21 protein-coding genes and 3 pseudogenes are annotated in these 20,569 nt (G+C 42.5%); 20 read left to right on the forward strand and 4 right to left on the reverse strand.

The window, feature by feature from the left end; translation table 11 throughout:
* The 6 genes and pseudogenes from LLF92_04605 to LLF92_04630 all read left to right on the forward strand — a co-directional run bounded on the left by LLF92_04605 (nucleotide 1) and on the right by LLF92_04630 (nucleotide 4,305).
* On the forward strand, nucleotides 1-663 hold the full coding sequence (locus tag LLF92_04605) for a class I SAM-dependent methyltransferase (protein ID MCE5340394.1): 663 nt from the start codon (nucleotides 1-3) through the stop codon (nucleotides 661-663).
* Complete coding sequence (locus tag LLF92_04610; GenBank protein ID MCE5340395.1) at nucleotides 656-1,663, forward strand: Gfo/Idh/MocA family oxidoreductase; 1,008 nt, start codon at nucleotides 656-658, stop codon at nucleotides 1,661-1,663. Before LLF92_04605 ends, LLF92_04610 begins: the two co-directional genes overlap by 8 nt.
* Nucleotides 1,660-1,839 (forward strand): annotated as a pseudogene (locus LLF92_04615) (hypothetical protein). Before LLF92_04610 ends, LLF92_04615 begins: the two are co-directional and overlap by 4 nt.
* 135 nt (nucleotides 1,840-1,974) lie before the next feature.
* A pseudogene (locus LLF92_04620) lies at nucleotides 1,975-2,127 on the forward strand (type B chloramphenicol O-acetyltransferase).
* A gap of 21 nt (nucleotides 2,128-2,148) precedes the next feature.
* Entirely contained in the window at nucleotides 2,149-3,252 is a 1,104-nt protein-coding gene (locus tag LLF92_04625; protein ID MCE5340396.1) for a DegT/DnrJ/EryC1/StrS family aminotransferase, read from the forward strand.
* Between the two features lie 21 nt (nucleotides 3,253-3,273).
* On the forward strand, nucleotides 3,274-4,305 hold the full coding sequence (locus LLF92_04630; GenBank protein MCE5340397.1) for a glycosyltransferase: 1,032 nt from the start codon (nucleotides 3,274-3,276) through the stop codon (nucleotides 4,303-4,305).
* Here the strand turns inward: LLF92_04630 and LLF92_04635 are convergent.
* Nucleotides 4,292-5,257 (reverse strand): glycosyltransferase family 2 protein, encoded by a 966-nt coding sequence (locus tag LLF92_04635; GenBank protein MCE5340398.1) that lies wholly within the window; start codon nucleotides 5,255-5,257, stop codon nucleotides 4,292-4,294. The genes LLF92_04630 and LLF92_04635 overlap by 14 nt on opposite strands.
* Before the next feature lie 194 nt (nucleotides 5,258-5,451).
* On the opposite strand from LLF92_04635, the pseudogene LLF92_04640 reads away from it, so the two are divergent.
* The 8 genes and pseudogenes from LLF92_04640 to LLF92_04675 all read left to right on the forward strand — a co-directional run bounded on the left by LLF92_04640 (nucleotide 5,452) and on the right by LLF92_04675 (nucleotide 11,985).
* Nucleotides 5,452-5,640 (forward strand): annotated as a pseudogene (locus LLF92_04640) (hypothetical protein).
* 39 nt (nucleotides 5,641-5,679) lie between these two features.
* Complete coding sequence (locus tag LLF92_04645; protein ID MCE5340399.1) at nucleotides 5,680-6,669, forward strand: class I SAM-dependent methyltransferase; 990 nt, start codon at nucleotides 5,680-5,682, stop codon at nucleotides 6,667-6,669.
* Nucleotides 6,669-7,754: a DegT/DnrJ/EryC1/StrS family aminotransferase gene (locus tag LLF92_04650; GenBank protein MCE5340400.1), complete on the forward strand. Its 1,086-nt coding sequence runs from the start codon at nucleotides 6,669-6,671 to the stop codon at nucleotides 7,752-7,754. Before LLF92_04645 ends, LLF92_04650 begins: the two co-directional genes overlap by 1 nt.
* Entirely contained in the window at nucleotides 7,751-8,512 is a 762-nt protein-coding gene (locus tag LLF92_04655) for a methyltransferase, TIGR04325 family (GenBank protein MCE5340401.1), read from the forward strand. Before LLF92_04650 ends, LLF92_04655 begins: the two co-directional genes overlap by 4 nt.
* On the forward strand, nucleotides 8,509-8,967 hold the full coding sequence (locus tag LLF92_04660; protein ID MCE5340402.1) for a dTDP-4-dehydrorhamnose 3,5-epimerase family protein: 459 nt from the start codon (nucleotides 8,509-8,511) through the stop codon (nucleotides 8,965-8,967). The genes LLF92_04655 and LLF92_04660 overlap by 4 nt, the downstream gene beginning before the upstream one ends.
* Before the next feature lie 9 nt (nucleotides 8,968-8,976).
* The gene (locus LLF92_04665; GenBank protein ID MCE5340403.1) at nucleotides 8,977-9,978 is read left to right on the forward strand and encodes an NAD-dependent epimerase/dehydratase family protein; all 1,002 of its coding nucleotides are present in this window, start codon (nucleotides 8,977-8,979) and stop codon (nucleotides 9,976-9,978) included.
* An 11-nt stretch (nucleotides 9,979-9,989) separates the two neighbouring features.
* On the forward strand, nucleotides 9,990-10,988 hold the full coding sequence (locus LLF92_04670; GenBank protein ID MCE5340404.1) for a GDP-mannose 4,6-dehydratase: 999 nt from the start codon (nucleotides 9,990-9,992) through the stop codon (nucleotides 10,986-10,988).
* 61 nt (nucleotides 10,989-11,049) lie between these two features.
* The gene (locus tag LLF92_04675; protein ID MCE5340405.1) at nucleotides 11,050-11,985 is read left to right on the forward strand and encodes an SDR family oxidoreductase; all 936 of its coding nucleotides are present in this window, start codon (nucleotides 11,050-11,052) and stop codon (nucleotides 11,983-11,985) included.
* 1 nt (nucleotide 11,986) lies between these two features.
* On the opposite strand, the gene rfbB is transcribed toward LLF92_04675, so the two are convergent.
* Genes rfbB through LLF92_04690 form a run of 3 tightly spaced genes read right to left on the reverse strand, consistent with a single transcriptional unit; the run spans nucleotide 11,987 to nucleotide 14,549 of the window.
* Nucleotides 11,987-12,997, reverse strand: a complete 1,011-nt coding sequence (gene rfbB / locus LLF92_04680; protein ID MCE5340406.1) for a dTDP-glucose 4,6-dehydratase — start codon at nucleotides 12,995-12,997, stop codon at nucleotides 11,987-11,989.
* On the reverse strand, nucleotides 12,994-13,827 hold the full coding sequence (rfbD, locus tag LLF92_04685) for a dTDP-4-dehydrorhamnose reductase (GenBank protein MCE5340407.1): 834 nt from the start codon (nucleotides 13,825-13,827) through the stop codon (nucleotides 12,994-12,996). The genes rfbB and rfbD overlap by 4 nt, the downstream gene beginning before the upstream one ends.
* The gene (locus LLF92_04690; GenBank protein MCE5340408.1) at nucleotides 13,824-14,549 is read right to left on the reverse strand and encodes an NTP transferase domain-containing protein; all 726 of its coding nucleotides are present in this window, start codon (nucleotides 14,547-14,549) and stop codon (nucleotides 13,824-13,826) included. Before LLF92_04690 ends, rfbD begins: the two co-directional genes overlap by 4 nt.
* A gap of 865 nt (nucleotides 14,550-15,414) precedes the next feature.
* Here LLF92_04690 and LLF92_04695 point away from each other — a divergent pair.
* The 6 genes from LLF92_04695 (at nucleotide 15,415) to LLF92_04720 (ending at nucleotide 20,567) form a co-directional block, all read left to right on the forward strand.
* Entirely contained in the window at nucleotides 15,415-16,389 is a 975-nt protein-coding gene (locus tag LLF92_04695; GenBank protein ID MCE5340409.1) for a GDP-mannose 4,6-dehydratase, read from the forward strand.
* A 30-nt stretch (nucleotides 16,390-16,419) separates the two neighbouring features.
* The gene (locus LLF92_04700; GenBank protein MCE5340410.1) at nucleotides 16,420-17,358 is read left to right on the forward strand and encodes an SDR family oxidoreductase; all 939 of its coding nucleotides are present in this window, start codon (nucleotides 16,420-16,422) and stop codon (nucleotides 17,356-17,358) included.
* Between the two features lie 16 nt (nucleotides 17,359-17,374).
* A complete protein-coding gene (locus tag LLF92_04705) occupies nucleotides 17,375-18,679 on the forward strand; it encodes a nucleotide sugar dehydrogenase (GenBank protein MCE5340411.1) in 1,305 nt (434 codons plus the stop codon).
* Between the two features lie 101 nt (nucleotides 18,680-18,780).
* Entirely contained in the window at nucleotides 18,781-19,029 is a 249-nt protein-coding gene (locus LLF92_04710) for a HEPN domain-containing protein (GenBank protein MCE5340412.1), read from the forward strand.
* Between the two features lie 109 nt (nucleotides 19,030-19,138).
* On the forward strand, nucleotides 19,139-19,456 hold the full coding sequence (locus LLF92_04715; protein MCE5340413.1) for a nucleotidyltransferase domain-containing protein: 318 nt from the start codon (nucleotides 19,139-19,141) through the stop codon (nucleotides 19,454-19,456).
* 10 nt (nucleotides 19,457-19,466) lie between these two features.
* Nucleotides 19,467-20,567 carry a DegT/DnrJ/EryC1/StrS family aminotransferase gene (locus tag LLF92_04720; protein MCE5340414.1) on the forward strand — a complete coding sequence of 367 codons (1,101 nt, stop codon included), beginning with the start codon at nucleotides 19,467-19,469 and terminating at the stop codon, nucleotides 20,565-20,567.
* Nucleotides 20,568-20,569: the final 2 nt, after the last annotated feature.

Consider the following 20,569-nt stretch of genomic DNA (forward strand, 5'->3'; position numbering starts at 1 on the left):
ATGTCATACAAAATGATGGAATATTATTCTAACATCAGGGAAGATATGCTTAAATATATTCCCCAAGATGTCAAAAAAACTCTTGAAATAGGTTGCGGCTGCGGCGGTTTTTCAGCTCTTGTAAAAAGACGATATGGTGCAGAGAGTTGGGGTATAGAAATTGAAGAAAAGGCAGCGAAGGAAGCCGCAAAGAAATTAGATAAGGTAATTAACTCTGATGTCAGTGAATCATTGCGTTCCGTTCCGGATAACTATTTTGATTGTATTATTCTTTTCGATATTGTGGAACACTTAGTTGACCCTTATTCAATGCTGGATGCGCTTAAGGTTAAACTTTCAAAAACAGGTGTTATAGTAACTTCAATACCTAATGTCAGATACTGGAGTAATTTTAAGGAATTTGTTTTGAAAGGCAACTGGGATTACAAAGATCAGGGTATTATGGACAAAACCCATTTGAGATTTTTTACTCGCAAAAGCAATATTAAGATGTTTAAAAATCTAAATTTTCAGGTTTTGCAATTTGAAGGAATACATCCAACATCAAGTATAACTTACAAATTGACAAATTTATTTTTATTAAATTTCCTGTCTGATGTTAAATATAAACATTATGTAGCAGTAGTAAGACCAGAATCCAGAATAAGGAACAAATATGATTAATATTGGAGTTATAGGCTGTGGATATTGGGGGCCGAATCTGATAAGAAATTTTAATTCTTTGGCGGAGAGCAGAGTCAAAAAAATATGCGATGTCGATTCCGGCCGATTATCGCACATACAGCAGTTGTATCGCGGAGTTGAAACAACTACAGATTTCAACGACATTATCAATGACAAGGAAATAACCGCGGTAGTAATAGCTCTGCCGGTTCATCTGCATTTTAAGATGGCGATGCAAAGTTTACAGGCTGGCAAGCATACATTCATTGAAAAGCCAATGGCGTCATCTGCGGAAGAATGCCGACAGTTAATAGCGGTAGCTGAAAAAAATAAACTGACGCTGATGGTCGGCCATACATTTATTTATTGTGCTGCTGTTCGTAAAATCAAAAGTATTATTGATAGCGGAGAACTCGGCGAACTATTATATATATGTTCACGAAGGCTGAATATGGGGCTTTATCAAAAAGATATTAATGTTGCGTGGGATTTGGCACCTCATGATATTTCGATAATCCTGTATTTGCTGAACGAGATGCCTTTGGCGGTAAATTGTCAGGGTCAGTCTCATATAAGTCAGTATCGGGAGGATGTTACGAATATGACAGTTTATCTTTCGAATAACAAAGTAGCGATAATTCACAGTAGTTGGCTCGACCCGGTCAAAACCCGGCATATGACGTTCGTAGGAACAAAGAAGATGCTTGTTTACGATGACCTTGAACCGATAGAGACTATAAAAATATATGACAAGCGGGTAGAAAAGCCGCCGCATTACGATACTTTCGCGGAGTTTCATTATGCTTATCACCATGGCGATATGTATTCGCCTCGAATAGAATCAACCGAACCTCTTAAGCAGGAATGCGGGCATTTCATTAGCTGTATCAAGACCGGCGCAAAGCCTTATTCGAGCGGCACCGAAGGATTGAAAGTTGTTGAGGTTCTTGAAGCTGCGGATAAGTCTTTAAAAGCAGAAGGAATGAGAGTTAAAATATGACAGAATTTTTGTCTATATCTGATGATGTGAAACTTGGCAAAAACGTAAAGCTCGCCAAATTTATCAATCTTTATGGATGCAGCATCGGCGACAATACAAAAATAGGAACATTTGTCGAAGTTCAGAAAAATGCGGCAATAGGGAAAAATTGTAAAATCTCATCTCATACTTTTATCTGTGACGGAGTTGCAATAGGTGATAACTGCTTTATTGGGCACAGTGTTGTATTTATAAATGATAATCATCCTGCGTCAGTAAACTCTAAGGGCGAACTGGAACAGGAAAAAGACTGGATTGACAGATATGTAAAAACTATAGTCGGCAATAATGTTTCCATCGGCAGCAACGCTACAATTCTCGGCGGCATAACAATCGGCGACGGAGCCTTAATCGGTGCCGGCAGCGTTGTTACCAAAAACGTGCCGCCCAATCAGATATGGGCAGGTAATCCAGCAAAGAAAATTCGCGAAGTCGGAGGTAAATAGATGAAAGTTAATTTTGTTGATTTGAAAGCACAATATTTATCAATCAAAGATGAAATAGACGGTGCGATTCGTGATGTAATAGATAAGACCGCTTTTGCAGGCGGTCCTTTTGTTGCAGATTTCGAAAATGATTTCGCATCGTTTTGCAATTGCAAATATTCGATAGGCACCAGCAGCGGGACATCCGCATTGTGGTTGGCTCTGCTTGGGTTGGGTGTTGGGCAGGGGGATGAAGTGATAACATCTCCGAACACTTTTATTGCTACTGCAGAAGCAATCAGTCTTTGCGGCGCGAAACCAGTATTTGTAGATGTTGACCAGCAGACATATAATATAAATCCTGCTTTGGTTGAGAAGGCAATTACCTCAAAAACGAAAGTAATACTTCCTGTGCATTTATATGGACAGATGGCGGATATGGATGCCATTCTGAAAATAGCCAGGAAGCATGGATTGCGTGTTGTTGAGGATGCCTGTCAGGCACATGGCGCAAAATACAAAGGCCATTGTGCTGGTTCGATGGGTGATGCGGGATGCTTCAGTTTTTATCCTGGTAAAAATCTAGGAGCTTATGGAGAGGCAGGCGCGGTAGTTACAAATAACGCCGAGCTGGTTGAAAAGTTAAGAGTATTCAGAGACCATGGACAGCAGAAAAAATATTACCATTCAATCGTTGGCTGGAACTGTCGAATGGATGGTATGCAGGGTGCCATTCTGAAAGTAAAGCTCAAACATCTTTGGCAATGGAATAAGTCGAGACGGGAAAATGCAAAACTTTACAACAGTTATTTAAAAGGCATGACGGACATAACTACGCCCAAAGAGGCTGATGGTCGTGAACATGTATATCATATATACGCTGTTCGTACCAGCAGACGCGATGAACTTATGAGCGATTTGGCGAAACAAAATATTTATTGCGGCATTCATTACCCTGTGCCATTACATTTGCAGAAAGCATACGAATTTTTAGGATATAAGGAAGGTGATTTTCCTGTTGCTGAACAAATCGCCAATGAACAAGTTTCGCTGCCGATGTACGCTGAACTTACCTCGCAGGAAATACAATACGTCTGTGATAAAATTAAAGAATTGCGGAACTAACTAAAAAATACGGAGAAATGAATGTCGGCAAAACGTATTTTCGTTGTAGAAGATTTGAAAGAATTCGCCGGTAAGTTTTTAGCGAGCGGTCTTCGTGCGACAGTAAAAGGTTTTATAAGGCTTGGACACGATGTGTACAGGTTTGATTACGGCGGGGCGTTTTGGCAGATTGCTCCTTTGATGAGTAAATTATTAAGCCGAAAATGGTGTAAGCATAAAGTCGATGAGCTTTTAGTCAGACAGTTGAAAGTATATAAGCCTGACATTGTTTACATCTCCTTTGCTAATTTTGTTGATACAGACACAATAGCATTAATCAGACAGACAGTCCCGAACGCGTTTTTGTTCGGATTTGATGGGGATCCATGGCCGCTGTTGCATGAAAATCGTGTTGAAATTGGGTCGAAGCTCGATCTTATGTTAGCGACCAACGATGGTAAGTGGCTTGATGAGTACAGAAGTACAGGTGTTAAAGCTGCGTTTATGCCGAATCCATGCGATCCTGATTTCGAATACAGATATAAAGTTGATGATAAATGGAAAACAGACATACTATTCACCGGTCAACTCAAACAATTTCGCAAATATCCGACGGACCCTACAAGGCATCAGTTAGTCAGCAAACTGGCGGAGATGAAAAATTGTACGTTTTACGGGTGTCTTGGCCGACCCAAAATCGACGGGTTTAATTATTTTTATGCAATCAGCGGCGCTAAAATAGCATTAAGCGTAAATGCAGTTAATGATGTCAGAATGTGTCATTCCGATCGACCGACTCATTATCTGGCGTGCGGGACGTTTGTGCTGGCTAAACGTGTGCCGGATTCAGATTTGCTTTTCAAAGACGGCGTACATATAAAATATTTCGATACCACAGATGAATTTTTCGAACTTGCGGACTGGTATCTAAAGCACGAAGACCAAAGGCTGAAAATAGCCGATGCGGGTATGGCTCGTGTTCATTCGGAATTCAACGGGACGAAAATTGCACAGTATATGCTCGATACAATTGAAAAAGGCAGCTATAAATCGCCGTGGACTACATCGTTATAATCCGCCAGAGATATTTTGTCAGCAAAAGCGCGTGTAGTTTCATATTTCCTTTTGCTTTGTTTATTCTGGTCTTGTCAAATATCACGGCGGCAATCGCAAAAGTGAAAATGTCGAGTATTAAGTGGCAAATATTCCGCAAAATGATGCCAATCTTGAAAATGGCGATGAATATTCCTGTCGCGAAACCTTTACGGTGTTTCCTGAAAAATGAAGTCATACTCTCGAGCATCATAAGCCTTCTTATCGGCGATTGAGATGATGAACGTCCGCCAAGGTGCGTTATGACTGCGTTTGGCAGAAAAACTATCCGGCTGCCGGTTTGTTTGATTGCGTAACACAAATCGACTTCTTCGAGGTACATAAAGTAGTTTGCATCCATACCGCCTGTTTTTTTAATCAGTAAACGCCTAATCATCATCGCAGCGCCCATAATCTGGTCAACATCTATCTGGCGGTCATAGTTGAAATCTCTCATCATCCATTTTCGATGGTGGCTGCGGAAAAGGCCGAGCATTCTGCAGATTGTCTGGCCGTATAAAACGCCTCTGAAAGTGGGAAATCTTCTGACAGACCTTTGAATGGTTCCATCTTCGTTGAGTAATTTCGGGCCGCAGGCTCCTACATCTGGATTTTCGTCCAGAAATTTTACTAAAATCTCCATGGCGTTCGGATGCACGATTGTGTCGGGATTCAGCAGGAAGACATATTCGCCTTTGGCTATCTCTATTCCCAGATTGTTGGCTTTTGCAAAACCTTGATTTTCCCTGTTCTCAATGACTGCAACATCCGGAAATTGCTGTCTGACGGCCGAGACGGTTTGGTCGGTGCTGTTATTATCGACAACAATTTGCTCAAAAGTGAAAGAAGGTCTGTTTTTTTGCAGAGATGAAAGGCAATTCAATAAATCGTTCTTAACATTCCAGCTTACTATAATTATTGAAACTTTCACCATCGATTAGTCTTGTATAAAACATATTATTTGTAACTTCCAACGCGAATATTACATTTGCGACAGCATTTTACCGCCTATTATATTACTTTCAAGAATTGTTTTGCAAAGTATTGACAAACAGGGCAATATTATACTAAACTTAAGCCGAAACCGGTTGATTCCATATATTTAGAATGTTGCAAAGGACTGTATAGATGCCTCAATGCCGAATATGCAAAAGCAGTTATGAACCATTCATCTCTTTTGGTAAAATGCCCATCGCCAACGGCTTTCTTCGGCAGCAGGATTTCAGCAAAGAATACTTCTTTGAGCTGGCGACCGGCTTTTGCCCAGCCTGCAATATGGTGCAAATCATCGACCAGCCGAACAGGGAAATGATGTTTCATGAACATTACGCCTTCTTTTCCTCCACTTCGGCATTTATGAAACAACATTTTAAGGAATTCGCCGAACTGGTAACGAAGGATATCGCGGGAAAGCCAAACCCATTCGTCATCGAAATCGGCAGCAATGACGGAATAATGCTTGGGAATTTCGCCAAAGCGAAAATTCATCATCTTGGTATCGAACCCTCGGCTAACGTCGCAAAAGTCGCTATCGATAACGGCATTAATACCATTTCTGAGTTTTTCGACGAAGAACTGGCCGGCAAAATCATCAAACAGCACGGTCATGCTGACGCGATAACGGCCGCTAACGTGATGTGCCATATTCCGACGATCCATTCCGTTGTCGAAGGCTTCAAAATACTTCTCAAACCTGACGGTATTATAATGTTTGAAGACCCGTACTTAGGCGCGATTGTCGAGAACACGCTCTACGACCAGATTTATGACGAACATGTGTTTTTGTTCTCCGTGGCTTCAATCGGGTATCTGTTCGGGCAGCACGGGCTGGAAATTGTCGATGTTATGCCGCAGACAACGCACGGCGGGTCGATGCGGTATGTTATCGCGCACAAGGGAGCGAGAAAAATATCGCAGCGGGTTATCGAACAACAGGAAAAAGAAACAAAACTCGGGCTGGGTCTGCCGGCGACTTACGTTCAGTTCAAGAAAAATGTCGAGGCGTCGCGCGACCAGCTCGTTAAACTGCTCAAGGATATAAAAAAGCAGGGCAAACGTGTTGTCGGCTATGCGGCCACAAGCAAAAGCACAACGATTAATAATTATTGCGGCATCACAGCCGAACTGGTGGAATACATCAGCGATACGACGCCAATCAAGCAGGGCACGTTCAGTCCCGGTACGCATATACCGGTAAAACCTTATGAGGATTTCAAACGCAATTACCCGGATTATGCTTTGCTCTACGCTTATAATCATTCAAAGGAAATAATGGCCAAGGAACAGGATTTCATCGCCAAAGGCGGCAAGTGGATTACTTACGTGCCTAAAGTTGGAGTGGTGTAATGATTCTTTGCAGCAATCCCGCTTTTCAATATCTTTCCTGTGAAAAGGAAATTGACGCAGCGATAAAACGTGTGCTCAAAAGCGGGTGGTTCATTCTCGGCAAAGAAGTCAAAGCGTTCGAGGAAGAATTTGCGAAATATATCGGCGTAAATTTCGCCAAGGGCGTCGGCAGCGGCACGGATGCGATTATGCTCGCGCTCAAAGCTCTGCAAATCGGCGCAGGCGATGAAGTCATCACCGTTTCGCACACGGCGGTCGCAACTGTCGCGGCAATAGAAATGACCTGCGCAAAAGCAGTAATGATCGATATTGAAGAAGATTTTTATACCATAGACCCGCAAAAAATTGAAGCTGTGATAACGCCGCGAACAAAAGCAATCGTTGCTGTTCATCTCTATGGTCAGCCGGCGGATTTGGGAGATATTTTAAAGATTGCGAAAAAACATAAATTGAAATTAATCGAAGATTGTGCGCAGGCTCACGGTGCGATGTATAAAAACAAGCGAGTCGGGTCAATCGGCGATATGGGGTGTTTTAGTTTTTATCCGACGAAAAATCTCGGAGCGCTCGGCGACGGCGGAATGGTTGTTACAAATAATACAGAGCTTGCCGACAGGGTTGAAATGCTTCGCCAATACGGCTGGAAAGAGCGGTATATAAGTGAATTTGCAGGCGTGAACAGCAGGCTCGATGAATTGCAGGCTGCGATACTGCGGGTTAAGCTGGCACATCTTGATGATGATAACGCAAAAAGAAACCGCATTGCTGAAATGTACGATAAGCAGCTTGGCGGAACAGAAATGATTTTGCCGAGGAAAAGGAAAAACGGTACGCACGTTTACCATTTATATGTTGTGCGGGTGAAAAAACGCGACCAACTGCTGCAATATTTAAAACAAAACGATATAGCCGCGGCGATTCATTATCCGCAGCCTGTTCATATTCAGCCGGCGTATAATCACGGGCTGAAACTGCCGATAACGGAAAGCATAGCAAGGGAAATTTTGTCGCTGCCGATGTATCCGGAATTGAGCGAAATGGAAACGCAGAAAATAATTGATGCTGTAAAAGGATTCCTGCTATGAGTTTTAATATCTGGGAAGGAATATATAAAAATTTCGCGGAATGTCCCAATGAGGGCGGCGGATTTTCGAGCGAAAGATGGGTTACGCAACAAACAGAAAGAATTAATAACTTAAAAGAAAAAATAAAAGCATCGCCGGAGTCGGCAGTTGGTTATCGGACAAGTTTGCTGCCGGTGGTTGCGGCAATGTCAGGTAACAATGCCAAAAAAGATAAAATTAAAATACTGGATTTTGGCGGCGGGCTGGGCGATACTTATTTGTTAATGACCTGTGGATGTGCCGGGCAGATTGAGTTTGAATTTTTTATTGTTGAAGCAGAAGAGTTGTGCAAAAAAGGCAGAGAACTTTTTAAAAACAATAAAAATATTAATTTTTTTGACAAGCTGCCGAAGGATATGGAAAATTTTGACATTATTCATTTGGGGTCTTCCATTCAATATATTGAAGACTGGAAAGGATTGATAAAGGAATTCACAAAATATAAACCTGAATATATTTTGTTTGCAGATGTACCTGCCGGTCAAATACCGACTTATGCGACTCTGCAAAATTATTACGGTTCCAAAATGCCGCACTGGTTTTTCAATATAGATGAATTTGTGAACGCATTATATTCTGTGAATTATGATTTATTGTTTAAGTCTGCTTTCATAGGGCCTCGTTTGGGGATTATTCAGCCAATGCCGCAGGACAACTTTCCCCAAGAATATCGGCTTGGCGAAACATGTAATTTATTGTTTGTACGGAGATGTATATGATAGACGGTGTAGTAATTAAAAAATTAGTAACGCACAGAGATAACAGGGGCTTTTTCCGGGAAATCATACGTTCCACGGACGATTTTTTCAGCGAAGGGTTCGCGCAGTGGAGTCATTCGCAAATGTACACGGGAGTTATAAAGGCGTGGCACTGGCATAAGGTTCAGACTGATTACTGGTATATTTGCAATGGTGTGCTGCGGGTCGGCCTGTGTGATATGCGTGAGAATTCCAAAACATACAAGCAGACGATGGATTTTCTGATGGGCGACAATCAGGAGTCGCAAATCGTTGCGATTCCGCCGGGCGTTGCGCACGGCTGCAAATCTCTTCAGGGGCCGGTTAATTTGCTGTATGTAACTTCAAGAATATACGACCCGAAAGATGAACTGCGGATACCTTACAACGACCCATCAATAAATTTCGACTGGCTGAAGGATTATGAAATTAAGTAATTTCGCAAGATGGAAGAAAATACAATAAATAAAATTTTGCCGTATTATTCGGGCAAGCGGATTTTGGTTACAGGAGCCGGCGGGTATCTTGCGTGGAATCTTGTGAATTCGCTGAAAGAAGCTTCCTGCACAATTATTCGACTAAGCAGGAACGGCGACTTGCCCGCGGTTGACGGGAATGCGAAAGTTATTGATGTTTGCGGAAATATCAGTGAAATTGAAATATGGGACAAAGTTGTTGATGACATAGATATTATTTTTCATTTCGCTGCGCAGACGAGCGTGCCTGCGGCGGATAAAAATCCTGTGGAAGATTTCAGGATTAATGTTTTGCCGATGCTGAATATGCTTCAGATGTGCCGGGACAAAAAAGTAAAGCCGATAATTGTTTTCGCGGGCACTGTTACGGAAGCGGGAATTACGAAAGCTCTGCCGGTTAATGAAAATTGCGAAGACCATCCGATTACTGTTTATGACCTGCATAAATTGATGGCGGAAAATTATCTGAAATTTTATTGCGGTCTCGGAACTGTTAAGAGTGTTACTTTGCGGTTGTCCAATGTTTACGGGCCGGGGCCCAGGAGCAGCAGCAGCGACCGCGGTATAATGAATATGATGATGCGCAAAGCACTTAATGGTGAAGCATTAACAATATTCGGCAAAGGCGATTGTTTGAGAGATTATGTTTTTATCGACGATGTGATTTCCGCGTTTTTGGTTTCGCCGGTGAATATTGAAAAGCTGAACGGAAGGCATTTTGTTATCGGCAGCGGAAAAGGTTATACGATTTCAGAAGCAGTACGCCTTATCGCAGAGCAAGCGGAATTGATGCTGAAAAAACGCGTGGAAATGAAACATATAATTCCGCCGTCAGAACAGCCGGCTATCGACAGTCGAAATTTTGTCGCGGATGTCAAACAGTTTTCACAGGCCGCGGGATGGCAAAGCTGTTATTCGTTGAGCGGCGGGATAAAAATAACTTTGGATTTTTTTAATAAAAAATCTGACTGATGGAGTCTAAGATGGATGACGAATTAAAAAGTATGAGAGGCCAAAAAGTACTAATCACCGGCGGACTGGGGTTTATCGGGAGTAATCTGGCTCATAAGTGTCTTGAGCTTGGCGCGGAAGTTACGGTATTCGACTGCCTTGACCCACGTTCGGGCGGAAACTTGTTCAATGTTCACGATATCCGAGGCTCAATACAACTCGTTCATCAGGATATTCAGGATTTCAGCAGCGTTTGTCAGCATATCTGCGACAAAAATATTATTTTTAATTGTGCGGCTTCGACTTCGCATCCGTTTTCGATGCGCGAGCCTTGGATAGATTCGGATGTCAACAGCAAAGGTGTTGTGAATCTGCTTGAGGCGATTCGCAGGTTTAATAAGCAATGCTGTTTTATTCATCTGGGAACAAGCACGCAGCTTGGCAAACTTCAGGCTGCTATCGCCGATGAAAAACACCCGGAGTTTCCAACGGATATTTACTCGGCAAACAAATGTGTTTCTGAAAAGTACGTTTTGATATATGCCCGCTGTCATCAGTTGAATGCGACCGTCATAAGACTTTCTAATGTTTTTGGGCCGCGGGCAAGTATTCACAGCTCCGATTTTACTTTCAATAATTATTTCATCGGTCTGGCCTTTCAGAATAGAGATATAACTGTTTATGGTCAGGGCGGACAAATGAGAAATGTGATTTATGTCGATGACGCAGTCGCTGCGATTATTATGGCTTCGCAAAACGCCAAAGCGAATGGCGAAACATTCTTCGCGGTCGGCGATGAGCATTTCAGTGTTGCGCAAATTGCCGAGGCGACTGTAAAGCACATCGGTTCCGGCAGGGTTAAATATATCGAGTGGCCGAAAAGCAGAAAAGCTATCGAAGTCGGCGATGCGATTATCAGTAATAAAAAAATCAAGGGGTTTTTAGAGTGGCAGCCGATAGATACTCTCGAAAGCGGCTTGATTAAGACAAAAGCATTCTATGAAAAATGTTTGGCGGAATATTTAGGATAAAATTAAAAATCAAAATTCAGGATTCGGCCTTAAAGGCCGAGGCTATATTCTAAGGTAAATTATGAAATTTGTAGTAACAGGTGCATTGGGACATATCGGTTCGCAGTTGATTCGTGAATTGCCGGCGGCTTTTCCGAACGCCGAAGTTGTTATGATTGATAATATGGTAACGCAGCGGTATTGTTCGCTGTTTAATCTGCCTGCCAGCGGCAAATATCGTTTTATCGAAGCGGATGTATTGACAACGGATTTGAATCCGATTATTAAAGGCGCTGACGCTGTTTTTCAGCTTGCTGCGCTCACGGACGCGGCGGGAAGTTTTAAAAATAAAGACGCGGTCGAGAATAATAATTTCAACGCGACCGTCAAAGTCGCGCAGGTGTGCAGCGAAGCTAAATGCCCGATGATTCATCTTTCATCGACGAGCGTTTATGGCACGCAAAAAGAAGTCGTTGATGAGAATTGCAGCGAAGAAGAATTAAAACCTCAAAGTCCTTATGCGCATACGAAATTAAAAGAAGAAAGATTTTTGCAGGATTTGGGAGCGAAAGACAGGCTGCGTTTTGTTACCTGTCGATTCGGGACGATTTGCGGAATCTCTGCGGGGATGAGATTTCATACGGCGATAAATAAATTCTGCTGGCAGGCTGTGATGGGACAGCCGATTACCGTCTGGCGGACGGCGCTGAATCAGAAAAGACCTTATTTGACGCTCGACGACGCAATGAGGGCGTTTGTCTTTATTGTGAAAAATAATTTGTTCGACGGAAAAATTTATAATGTGCTGACGCAGAATATGACGGTCAATGATATTATTCAGCTTATACAGAAGCATATTTCGAAAGTTGAAATTCAATATGTCGATACCGAAATTATGAACCAGCTTTCTTATGAAGTATTGTGCGAACGCGTCCGCGGCAAAGGTTTCGAGTTTGCCGGCAACATTGCGAAATGTATAGACGATACAATAAGACTGCTCCAGCCGGCAGGTATATAGTTTATCTATTGGCGTACATCTGCTGGTAATATTGCTGATAGTTTCCGCTGGTTACGCCGGCGAGCCATTTTTTGTTTTGCAGATACCAGTCAATCGTGCTTTTTATCCCTTCGGCGAAATTTGTCGTCGCTTTCCAGCCGAGCTGCGAATTAATCTTCGACGAATCTATCGCATAGCGTCTGTCGTGGCCGGGACGGTCTTTGACAAAGTTAATCAGCGAATGCGGTTTGCCGACGGAATCCAAAATTGTTTTCACGACTTCGAGATTTGTTTTTTCATTGCTTGAACCGATATTGTAAATTTCGCCCGGCTCTGCATGTATCAGGACTTTCCAAATCGCTCTGCAATGGTCTTCGACGTGTATCCAGTCGCGGATATTCGAGCCGTCGCCGTACACCGGCAGAGGCTTGTCGTTCAGCGCGTTGTTTATCATCAGCGGAATCATTTTTTCCGGAAACTGATACGGGCCGTAATTGTTCGAGCAGCGCGTTATGTTGTAATTCAATCCAAATGTGTGGCCGAATGCTCTTACGAGCAGGTCAGCGGATGTTTTGCTTACTGAATATGGTGAATTCGGCGAAAGCGGAGTTTGCTCTGTGAATTTTCCGGTGGGCCCAAGTTCGCCATAGACTTCATCAGTTGAAATCTGCACGAATTTGTTTATTTTTTTATCCCGCGCGGCTTCGAGAAGCACCAGTGTTCCTGTTATATTAGTGTCGATGAAAACTTTCGGTTCTTTTATCGAGCGATCAACGTGACTTTCAGCAGCGAAATTTATAATCGCTTCAATTTTGTATTTATCTATTAACTGCTCAACTGTTTTGCCGTCATTTATATCGGCTTTGACAAAGATGTGATTTGGATTTTCAAGAAAACCCTGAAGATTTTCGAGATTGCCGGCATAAGTGAGCTTGTCAAGATTAACAATAAGGCAATCGTGTTCTGCCAGAACGAGTCTTACGAAATTACTGCCGATAAAGCCGGCGCCGCCTGTAACTAAAATTTTTCTCATAATGTTTCCAGAAACCTTTCGAGTGGTTTTTGCCACATTTCTATCGGTTTGTCAAGCAACGGCTCAATCTTTTCGCAGCAGAATCTGCTGTTTGCCGGCCTTTGCGCGGCGGTTTTAAATTCGCTGCTTTTGCACGGTATAATTTCAGTTTTCAATTTCAATTTCTCAAACGCGAATTTCGCTACGTCATATCTGCTGGTGTGCTCTGCGGCGGCATAATGAAAAAGGCCGCGATGCTTATTTTCAGCGAATACGCGAATCAGTTTTGCGATTTCCTGCGTCGATGTCGGCGAGCCGAACTGGTCGTCAACGACTTTCAAACTGTTGTGCTGTTTAGAAAGAGAAATTAATTTGCTGATGAAATTATTGCCATTTTTGCCATAACTCCACTCAATTCGGATTATCGCGCAATTCTGATGATTCTCCATCAGCAGAATTTCGCCTTCGAGTTTGCTTTTGCCGTAAGCGTTAATCGGTCGCGGCACATCAGTTTCCTCATAAGGCGATTTTTTTTTGCCGTCGAAGACGAAATCCGTACTTATGTGTATAACATAGATATTTTTCTCCGCGGCGATTTGCGCAAGATTTTCAACAGCTTCGGCATTGACCTTATACGCCAATTCGTATTGGCTTTCGGATTTTTCAACGTCAGTGAACGCAGCGCAGTTGATTACGACATTCGCATCGCTAATCGCATTGATTAACTGTGCTTTGTCTGTAATATCGAATTCTGGTAAATCGAACGCTTTTATATTTTTATCGGCGTAAAGAGCGCGGACTTCTGTGCCGAGCATTCCCTTTGCGCCGAGCAGAACTATTTTATCAATCATTTAGGCGGGTCTTTCAGTACCAACTCGTTTGCGTTATTTAATGACTCGAAAGTGCCCGCGTCCGTCCACCAGCCATCTATGATATCGTACTCAAGCTGGTGCGTGTTGATATATGAGTTGTTGACGTCGGTAATTTCCAGTTCGCCTCTGCCGGAGGGCTTGAGTCTTTTAATCTTTTCAAAAACGGTGCTGTCGTAGAAATAAATTCCTGTTACGGCGTAATTTGTTTTTGGTTTTTTTGGTTTTTCAACAATTTTTGTAACTTTGCCGTCTTTGATTTCCGCGACGCCAAACCGCTGCGGATGTGCGACTTTCTTCAGGAGCACTCTTGCACCGGTCTGCTGGGCTTGGAATTTTTCGATGTACGGCTTCAGAGAAGTTTGGAAAATATTATCGCCGAGGATTACGACAACTGAACCGTCATTCGCGAAATTTTCGGCAAGAGCCAATGCCTGCGCGATACCGCCGGCCTGGTCCTGAACTTTGTAAGTGAATCGGCAGTTAAAATCTTTGCCGGAACCCAACAGGTTTACGACGTGTCCCATGTGGTCAACGCCTGTAACAATAAGAATCTCCTCAATGCCGGCCGAGATAAGTTTTTCCACAGGATAATAAATCATCGGTTTGTTGCCTACCGCCAGCAAGTGTTTGTTTGTTACCTTGGTTAATGGCAACAGGCGTGAGCCTGTGCCGCCGGCCAGTATGATACCTTTGATATTCACAAGTGCCTCCAAAAAATAACTTTAGAACAAATTATACCAGTAAAAATGTCCATTTTCAATACTGAAAAAGGCAGATTTTTACCGGCTTCCAGGTAAACTACAGCAACGGCTTGGCTCAAAAATGTGGAAATCTGGGGCACCTTACTACTTTTGCCCTTTTAGCTTCATTTTGCTACCATTTAATATCATTTCACTACCATTTTCTGTCATTTTGTTTCATTTCGTTACACGAATCTGCTGATTTACCAGATTTTGCCAGTGTTTTTTTGGCTTTTGATAGCTTTTGAAGCTGTTTTACGATGGTTCCAGGAGGTTTTTGAAGCTTTTTTTATGTTTTTGGGTGTTTTTTTGCGCAAGAAAAAAAGATTTACGTTGGAGCGTAGCGCAGATCTCCGAGTCTTCAGTTTTTTTTCACTTACAATCCCCTCTTGCGGGGACTTGAAGAAAAAAACAGAGGGGGCAATTATTCCCGTGCTGGGATTTTTAAAAACTTGCGAACTCTTAACTCTTAACTTCCAACTGAACTTTCTTGTTATTTTGCATGTATGTTGGTATTATTGCACATCTCGTTTTTTATAGGACTATGCTGCACGGAGGTGAGTAATCAAGTTAAAGGTATCTTCTTTTTTGGTCGATATTTATATACTGCTGGTCATATAATAATAATGTTCTTAAATCGCGGCTCAGCGAAGCTGGCTTAATGACTTATAAACCATTCAACGCGATATTTACTATGCCGAGCGGCATTATTATCTGACTTTCGGAAAATACAGATTTTACACGTGTAATCAGTATCCTGTCGGTTTGACTTATAGTGAAACCGAAGGGGACGGAGTCTAAATATAGGTATTTTTTAAGGTTTTCTTTGGCTAAGACGGCAATAGTTACAGGCGGAGCGGGATTTATAGGTTCACATCTGTGTGAGCTTCTCTTATCAACTGGCCATAAAGTCCTTGTAATAGATGACTTAAGCACTGGCCGGTTATTGAATATCGAGCATCTCTATTCCAATCTCAATTTTAAATTCATCCAGGGATCTGTCTGTGATGAGAATTTAATGCGTGAGGTAATTGAATCCTGCGACTGCATTTACCATCTTGCCGCTGCGGTCGGTGTTAACTTAATCGTTGAAAAGCCGGTTCATACAATCGAGACGAATATCCACGGCACAGAGGTTGTGCTTTCGACTGCGAATCAGTTTGGGAAAAAAGTCTTAATTACTTCAACCAGCGAGGTTTACGGCAAAAATGAACGGGTGCCGTTTAATGAAGACGACGATACGGTTTTGGGCAGTACAAAGTTTAGCCGCTGGTCGTATGCGTGCAGCAAGGCGATAGACGAGTTTTTGGCTCTTGCGTACCATCGTCAATATAACTTAAACGTAGTGGTAGTAAGGCTTTTCAATACAATAGGCCCTCGCCAGACCGGCAGATACGGAATGGTGGTTCCGCGTTTTGTTGAATGGGCGTTAAAAGATGAGCCAATAATGGTTTATGGCACAGGCAAGCAGTCTCGAAGTTTCACGTATGTTAGTGATGTGATTGGTGCATTGACGGCTTTGATGGAAAATGAAAAGGCTAACGGCGAGGTTTTCAATATTGGTTCGAAAGAGGAAATAACGATAGAAGCGCTTGCTGACAAAGTAATTGCGAAGACCGGCAGTACGAGCAAAAAGAAGTATATTCCATATTCGCAGGCGTACGGCAAGGGTTTTGATGATATGCAAAGACGGCTTCCCTGTTTGAAGAAGATACATAAGGTTACTGGCTATGAGCCAAAGGTTGCTTTGGAGCAGATGCTTGAGCATATTATTGCTGACAAAAGGGCACACAGTCAGTAAAATACCTGGTTTTATGAAGGAATTTAAGTAATGGCATTATCATTAGTTACAGGCGGCGGCGGTTTTATTGGCAGCAATATGGTAAGGTTTCTGCTCGAAAAGGGGCAGAAAGTTCGTGTGCTGGACAATTTTGAAACCGGCAAGCATGAGAATCTTACGGAAGTTAAAGCTGACATTGAGCTTATCGAGGGTGATGTTAGGGACGCATCGGCTGTTAAGCGTGCGGTTGATGGCGCGGAGGTTGTATATCATTTAGCTGCGTTGGGTTCGGTTCCGCGTTCGATGAAGGATCCTGCCACGACTCACGAGGTGAATGTAAATGGAACGTTTAATGTTTTGATGGCTTGCAGAGATGCGAAAGTGCGCAGAATTGTGTTTGCGTCGAGTTCATCAGTTTATGGTCAGAGTCCTGTTTTGCCGCAACACGAGGGGTTGCCGCTTGCGCCGATTAGTCCGTATGGTGCGACGAAAGCGATTGCTGAAATTTATTTAAGGTCGTTTTACGCAACTTACGGCCTGCAATCAGTTTGTCTGCGTTATTATAATGTTTTTGGTCCGCGACAGGACCCCACAAGTCAATATGCCGCAGCGGTTCCGCTTTTTGTTTCTGCGTTAATGCGAAATCAATCGCCGAAGATTTTCGATGACGGCGAACAGTCTCGCGGTTTTACTTATATTGAAAATGTTTTGAATGCGAACTGGCTTGCCTCGAATGCAAAAGAAATGCACGGCGAAGCGGTCAATATTTCGACCAGCAGTGCTGTAACGGTAAACACAGTTGTTAAAACAATAAGCAAACTGCTCGGCAAAGAGAATATCAAGCCTGTTTATGCACCGCCGCGAGAAGGTGATATAAAATATTCGCTTGCGGATGTCAAACGAGCAAAAGAATTAATCGGCTATGAACCTTTAGTAACGTTTGAGCAGGGCATAGCCAAAGCGATAAACTGGTATAAAGAGAATCTATAAATTGAAAGGTTTTTATATGGTTGACAACAGCAGCAAAAAAGCGCCTTATGTGGGCATTGTTGGAATGGGTTATGTTGGGCTGCCTTTGGCAAGAGAGTTTGTGCAGCGAGGCGCAAAGGTTGTTGGTTTCGATATTAATGAAGCCAATGTTAAAAAAATCAATTCAGGGCAAAGTCCTTTAAAGCATATTCCATCGGCAGATATTACCAGTATGGTAAAAAGCGGCAGATTTACTACTACAACGAATATGAAGCTTATGAGCAAGCCTGACGCATTGATTATTTGCGTGCCGACTCCGCTAACAAAAAATCGCGAGCCGGATATGACTTATATTGTCGTAACCTGCGAAACAATTTCAAAATACCTGCGCAAAGGTCAGTTGGTTTCTCTGGAAAGCACAACTTATCCCGGCACAACACGCGAAGTGATGAAACCGATTCTCGAAAAGAGCGGGCTGAAAGCAGGCAGGGATTTTTATATAGCGTTCTCGCCTGAACGAGAAGACCCGGGTAACAAGCATTTCAGAACCGCGACAATTCCCAAAGTCGTCGGCGGATATGACAAGAAGAGTTTGCAGATTGCTCTGGATATTTATAAATACGCGGTCGAAAAAGCAGTTCCTGTTTCATCCTGCGATGTCGCTGAAGCGGCAAAGATTCTTGAAAATACTTATCGCTGTGTAAACATTGCGATGGTTAATGAATTAAAACAGCTTTTCGACAGAATGGGCATAGATGTTTGGGAAGTTATCAACGCAGCGGGCACAAAACCGTTCGGTTTCCAGAAATTTTATCCCGGCCCCGGCCTTGGTGGACACTGCATTCCAATCGACCCGTTCTATTTGACATGGCGAGCAAGGCAATTCGGTATGCCGACGAAATTTATTGAACTTGCCGGCGAAATAAATACCGGTATGCCACACTACGTTGTGCATAGAACGCTGGAAGCGATGAACGATAGGAAAAAGAGTCTTAAGGGTTCAAAGGTTTTGATTCTTGGTCTTGCTTACAAAAAAGATATTGATGATGTTCGTGAATCGCCGTCGCTTGAGTTAATCGAATTGTTCAAAGCAAAAGGCGCAACGGTTGATTATAACGACCCATATATTCCGCATACACACAAACAGCGTGAATATAATTTGCAGATGAAGAGCAAGCCGATGAGTGCGGCGATGCTCAAAAAATATGATGTTGTTGTGATTTCGACAGACCATAGCAGTTATGACTATAATATGATAGTTAAGAATTCCAAATTAGTTATCGATACACGCAACGCGACCGCGAATGTGAAAAGCGGCAGAAATAAAATTGTTAAGGCGTAAATTCGAGTAGATAAAATTGCTTTAAAATGCCTTGATGAAAATAAAAGAATTGATAATCAGGAAAATGAATTGCACAAAATTCAGAGGCAAGTAGAGTTAAAATGAATACCAGAATTCAGGAATGGCTCAAGCAATCTGAATACGATTTAAATACCGCAGAGTTTATGTACAGCGGAGGCCGGTGTTTTTATGCGGCGTTTATGTGCCATCTTGCGATAGAGAAATCATTGAAAGGACTTTTTCTTTCAAAGTTGCAGGAAGTGCCGCCCAAGACGCACAATCTGATTTATTTATTGGACAAGATTGGAACGAGGCCGGACGAAAATGTGGTAAGTTCGTTGCGAAATTAAATGAAGTGAGCATAGCGACACGTTATCCTGAAGATGTTGAGAAGTTACAGAAAATTTTTACAGACATTGTAACGAAACAAATAATATCCCAAACAAAGGAAACTTTGGAATGGATAAACAAGCAGTTTTAAAAATTATATCTGAATTTAGAAGTTTATTGGAATCAAAAGGAATCAAATCTCAAAAACTGATTCTTTTCGGTTCTTTTGCAAAAGGCAATTTCCATCAGGAAAGCGATATAGATTTGGTTGTAATATCCAAAGATTTCGAAAATAAAAATTATTGGGAAAGAATCGAAATATTGTCTGAAGCGATTTATGAAATGTTTAAACCTATAGAAGCTGTTGCGATGACTCCCGATGAGTGGGAGCAGGGTGATTCTATGATAGTAGATTACGCTCGCGGCGGCGAAGTTGTTTATGGATAAAGGATGTTCGATGTCAGTTCCATTACTGGATTTAAAAGCACAATACGCGAAAATTAAAAATGATGTCTTAAAGGCAATCAGCGAAGTTCTCGATAGTCAGGTCTGCATCGGCGGGCCGAAAGTCGCGGAACTTGAAAAACAGGTTGCGGAATTAAGCGGCTGCAAATTCGCGATTGGAATGTCCAGCGGTACAGATGCGCTGCTTGCAAGTCTCATGAGTCTTGATATTCACAGCGGCGATGAAGTGATAACAACGCCGTTTACGTTTTTCGCAACTGCCGGCTGTATCGCCAGAACTGGCGCAAAGCCGGTTTTTGTGGACATTGACCTCAGGACATACAATATAAATCCTGCGCTGATTGAAAAAGCTGTAACAAAAAAAACAAAAGCGATTATGCCTGTTCATCTTTACGGCCAAATGGCTGATATGGATGCGATTATGGCGATTGCCAAAAAGCATAATCTTTACGTCATTGAAGACGCGGCACAGGCAATCGGCAGTGTATACAAAGACAAACGCGCAGGCAGTATTGGTACTTGCGGCTGTTTTAGTTTCTTCCCAAGCAAAAATTTGGGCGGTATTGGCGATGGCGGTATGGTTGTCTGCAACGATGAAAAACTTGCGACAAAATTGAAATTAATGAGAGACCACGGACAATATCCGCAATATTATTATCATTTTGTCGGCGGCAATTTCCGTCTTGACCCGATTCAGGCTGCGGCTCTTTTAGTAAAATTGCCGCATCTTAACGATTGGTCGGAAGCGAGAAGGAAAAACGCTGAATTTTATAATAAAAAATTTGCCGGAACTTCAGTTAAAACGCCTTATGTACATTCTGACGGTGTTACGATTTATAATCAATATGTAATCAGGGTACAGAATCGAGATGAAATGGCTGCGAATCTGAAGAAAAACAACATCGGATGCGCAGTTTATTATCCGGTACCGCTGCATTTGCAGGAATGTTTCGCGTACCTCGGACATAAAAAGGGCGATTTCCCTGAATCAGAAAAAGCTGCGAATGAAGTTTTGGCTCTGCCTGTCTATCCGGAACTGACGGACAGTATGAAAGACGAAGTAGCGGCAGCAGTTCTTAAAAGCATAGGATAATC

It is taken from the genome of Planctomycetaceae bacterium (assembly GCA_021371795.1).
In the GTDB taxonomy this organism is placed as follows: Bacteria; Planctomycetota; Phycisphaerae; order Sedimentisphaerales; family UBA12454; genus UBA12454.

What these genes read in the sequence shown, in the direction of transcription:
- LLF92_04625 (MCE5340396.1), top strand. Translation starts at nt 2,149, where the DNA reads ATGAAAGTTAATTTTGTTGATTTGAAAGCACAATATTTATCAATCAAA.
- LLF92_04710 (MCE5340412.1), top strand. Translation starts at nt 18,781, where the DNA reads ATGAATACCAGAATTCAGGAATGGCTCAAGCAATCTGAATACGATTTA.
- LLF92_04605 (MCE5340394.1), top strand. Translation starts at nt 1, where the DNA reads ATGTCATACAAAATGATGGAATATTATTCTAACATCAGGGAAGATATG.
- LLF92_04670 (MCE5340404.1), top strand. Translation starts at nt 9,990, where the DNA reads ATGGATGACGAATTAAAAAGTATGAGAGGCCAAAAAGTACTAATCACC.
- LLF92_04610 (MCE5340395.1), top strand. Translation starts at nt 656, where the DNA reads ATGATTAATATTGGAGTTATAGGCTGTGGATATTGGGGGCCGAATCTG.
- LLF92_04720 (MCE5340414.1), top strand. Translation starts at nt 19,467, where the DNA reads ATGTCAGTTCCATTACTGGATTTAAAAGCACAATACGCGAAAATTAAA.
- LLF92_04650 (MCE5340400.1), top strand. Translation starts at nt 6,669, where the DNA reads ATGATTCTTTGCAGCAATCCCGCTTTTCAATATCTTTCCTGTGAAAAG.
- LLF92_04715 (MCE5340413.1), top strand. Translation starts at nt 19,139, where the DNA reads ATGGATAAACAAGCAGTTTTAAAAATTATATCTGAATTTAGAAGTTTA.
- LLF92_04700 (MCE5340410.1), top strand. Translation starts at nt 16,420, where the DNA reads ATGGCATTATCATTAGTTACAGGCGGCGGCGGTTTTATTGGCAGCAAT.
- LLF92_04705 (MCE5340411.1), top strand. Translation starts at nt 17,375, where the DNA reads ATGGTTGACAACAGCAGCAAAAAAGCGCCTTATGTGGGCATTGTTGGA.
- rfbD (MCE5340407.1), bottom strand. Translation starts at nt 13,827, where the DNA reads ATGATTGATAAAATAGTTCTGCTCGGCGCAAAGGGAATGCTCGGCACA.
- rfbB (MCE5340406.1), bottom strand. Translation starts at nt 12,997, where the DNA reads ATGAGAAAAATTTTAGTTACAGGCGGCGCCGGCTTTATCGGCAGTAAT.
- LLF92_04665 (MCE5340403.1), top strand. Translation starts at nt 8,977, where the DNA reads ATGGAAGAAAATACAATAAATAAAATTTTGCCGTATTATTCGGGCAAG.
- LLF92_04660 (MCE5340402.1), top strand. Translation starts at nt 8,509, where the DNA reads ATGATAGACGGTGTAGTAATTAAAAAATTAGTAACGCACAGAGATAAC.
- LLF92_04655 (MCE5340401.1), top strand. Translation starts at nt 7,751, where the DNA reads ATGAGTTTTAATATCTGGGAAGGAATATATAAAAATTTCGCGGAATGT.
- LLF92_04635 (MCE5340398.1), bottom strand. Translation starts at nt 5,257, where the DNA reads ATGGTGAAAGTTTCAATAATTATAGTAAGCTGGAATGTTAAGAACGAT.
- LLF92_04645 (MCE5340399.1), top strand. Translation starts at nt 5,680, where the DNA reads ATGAAACAACATTTTAAGGAATTCGCCGAACTGGTAACGAAGGATATC.
- LLF92_04675 (MCE5340405.1), top strand. Translation starts at nt 11,050, where the DNA reads ATGAAATTTGTAGTAACAGGTGCATTGGGACATATCGGTTCGCAGTTG.
- LLF92_04630 (MCE5340397.1), top strand. Translation starts at nt 3,274, where the DNA reads ATGTCGGCAAAACGTATTTTCGTTGTAGAAGATTTGAAAGAATTCGCC.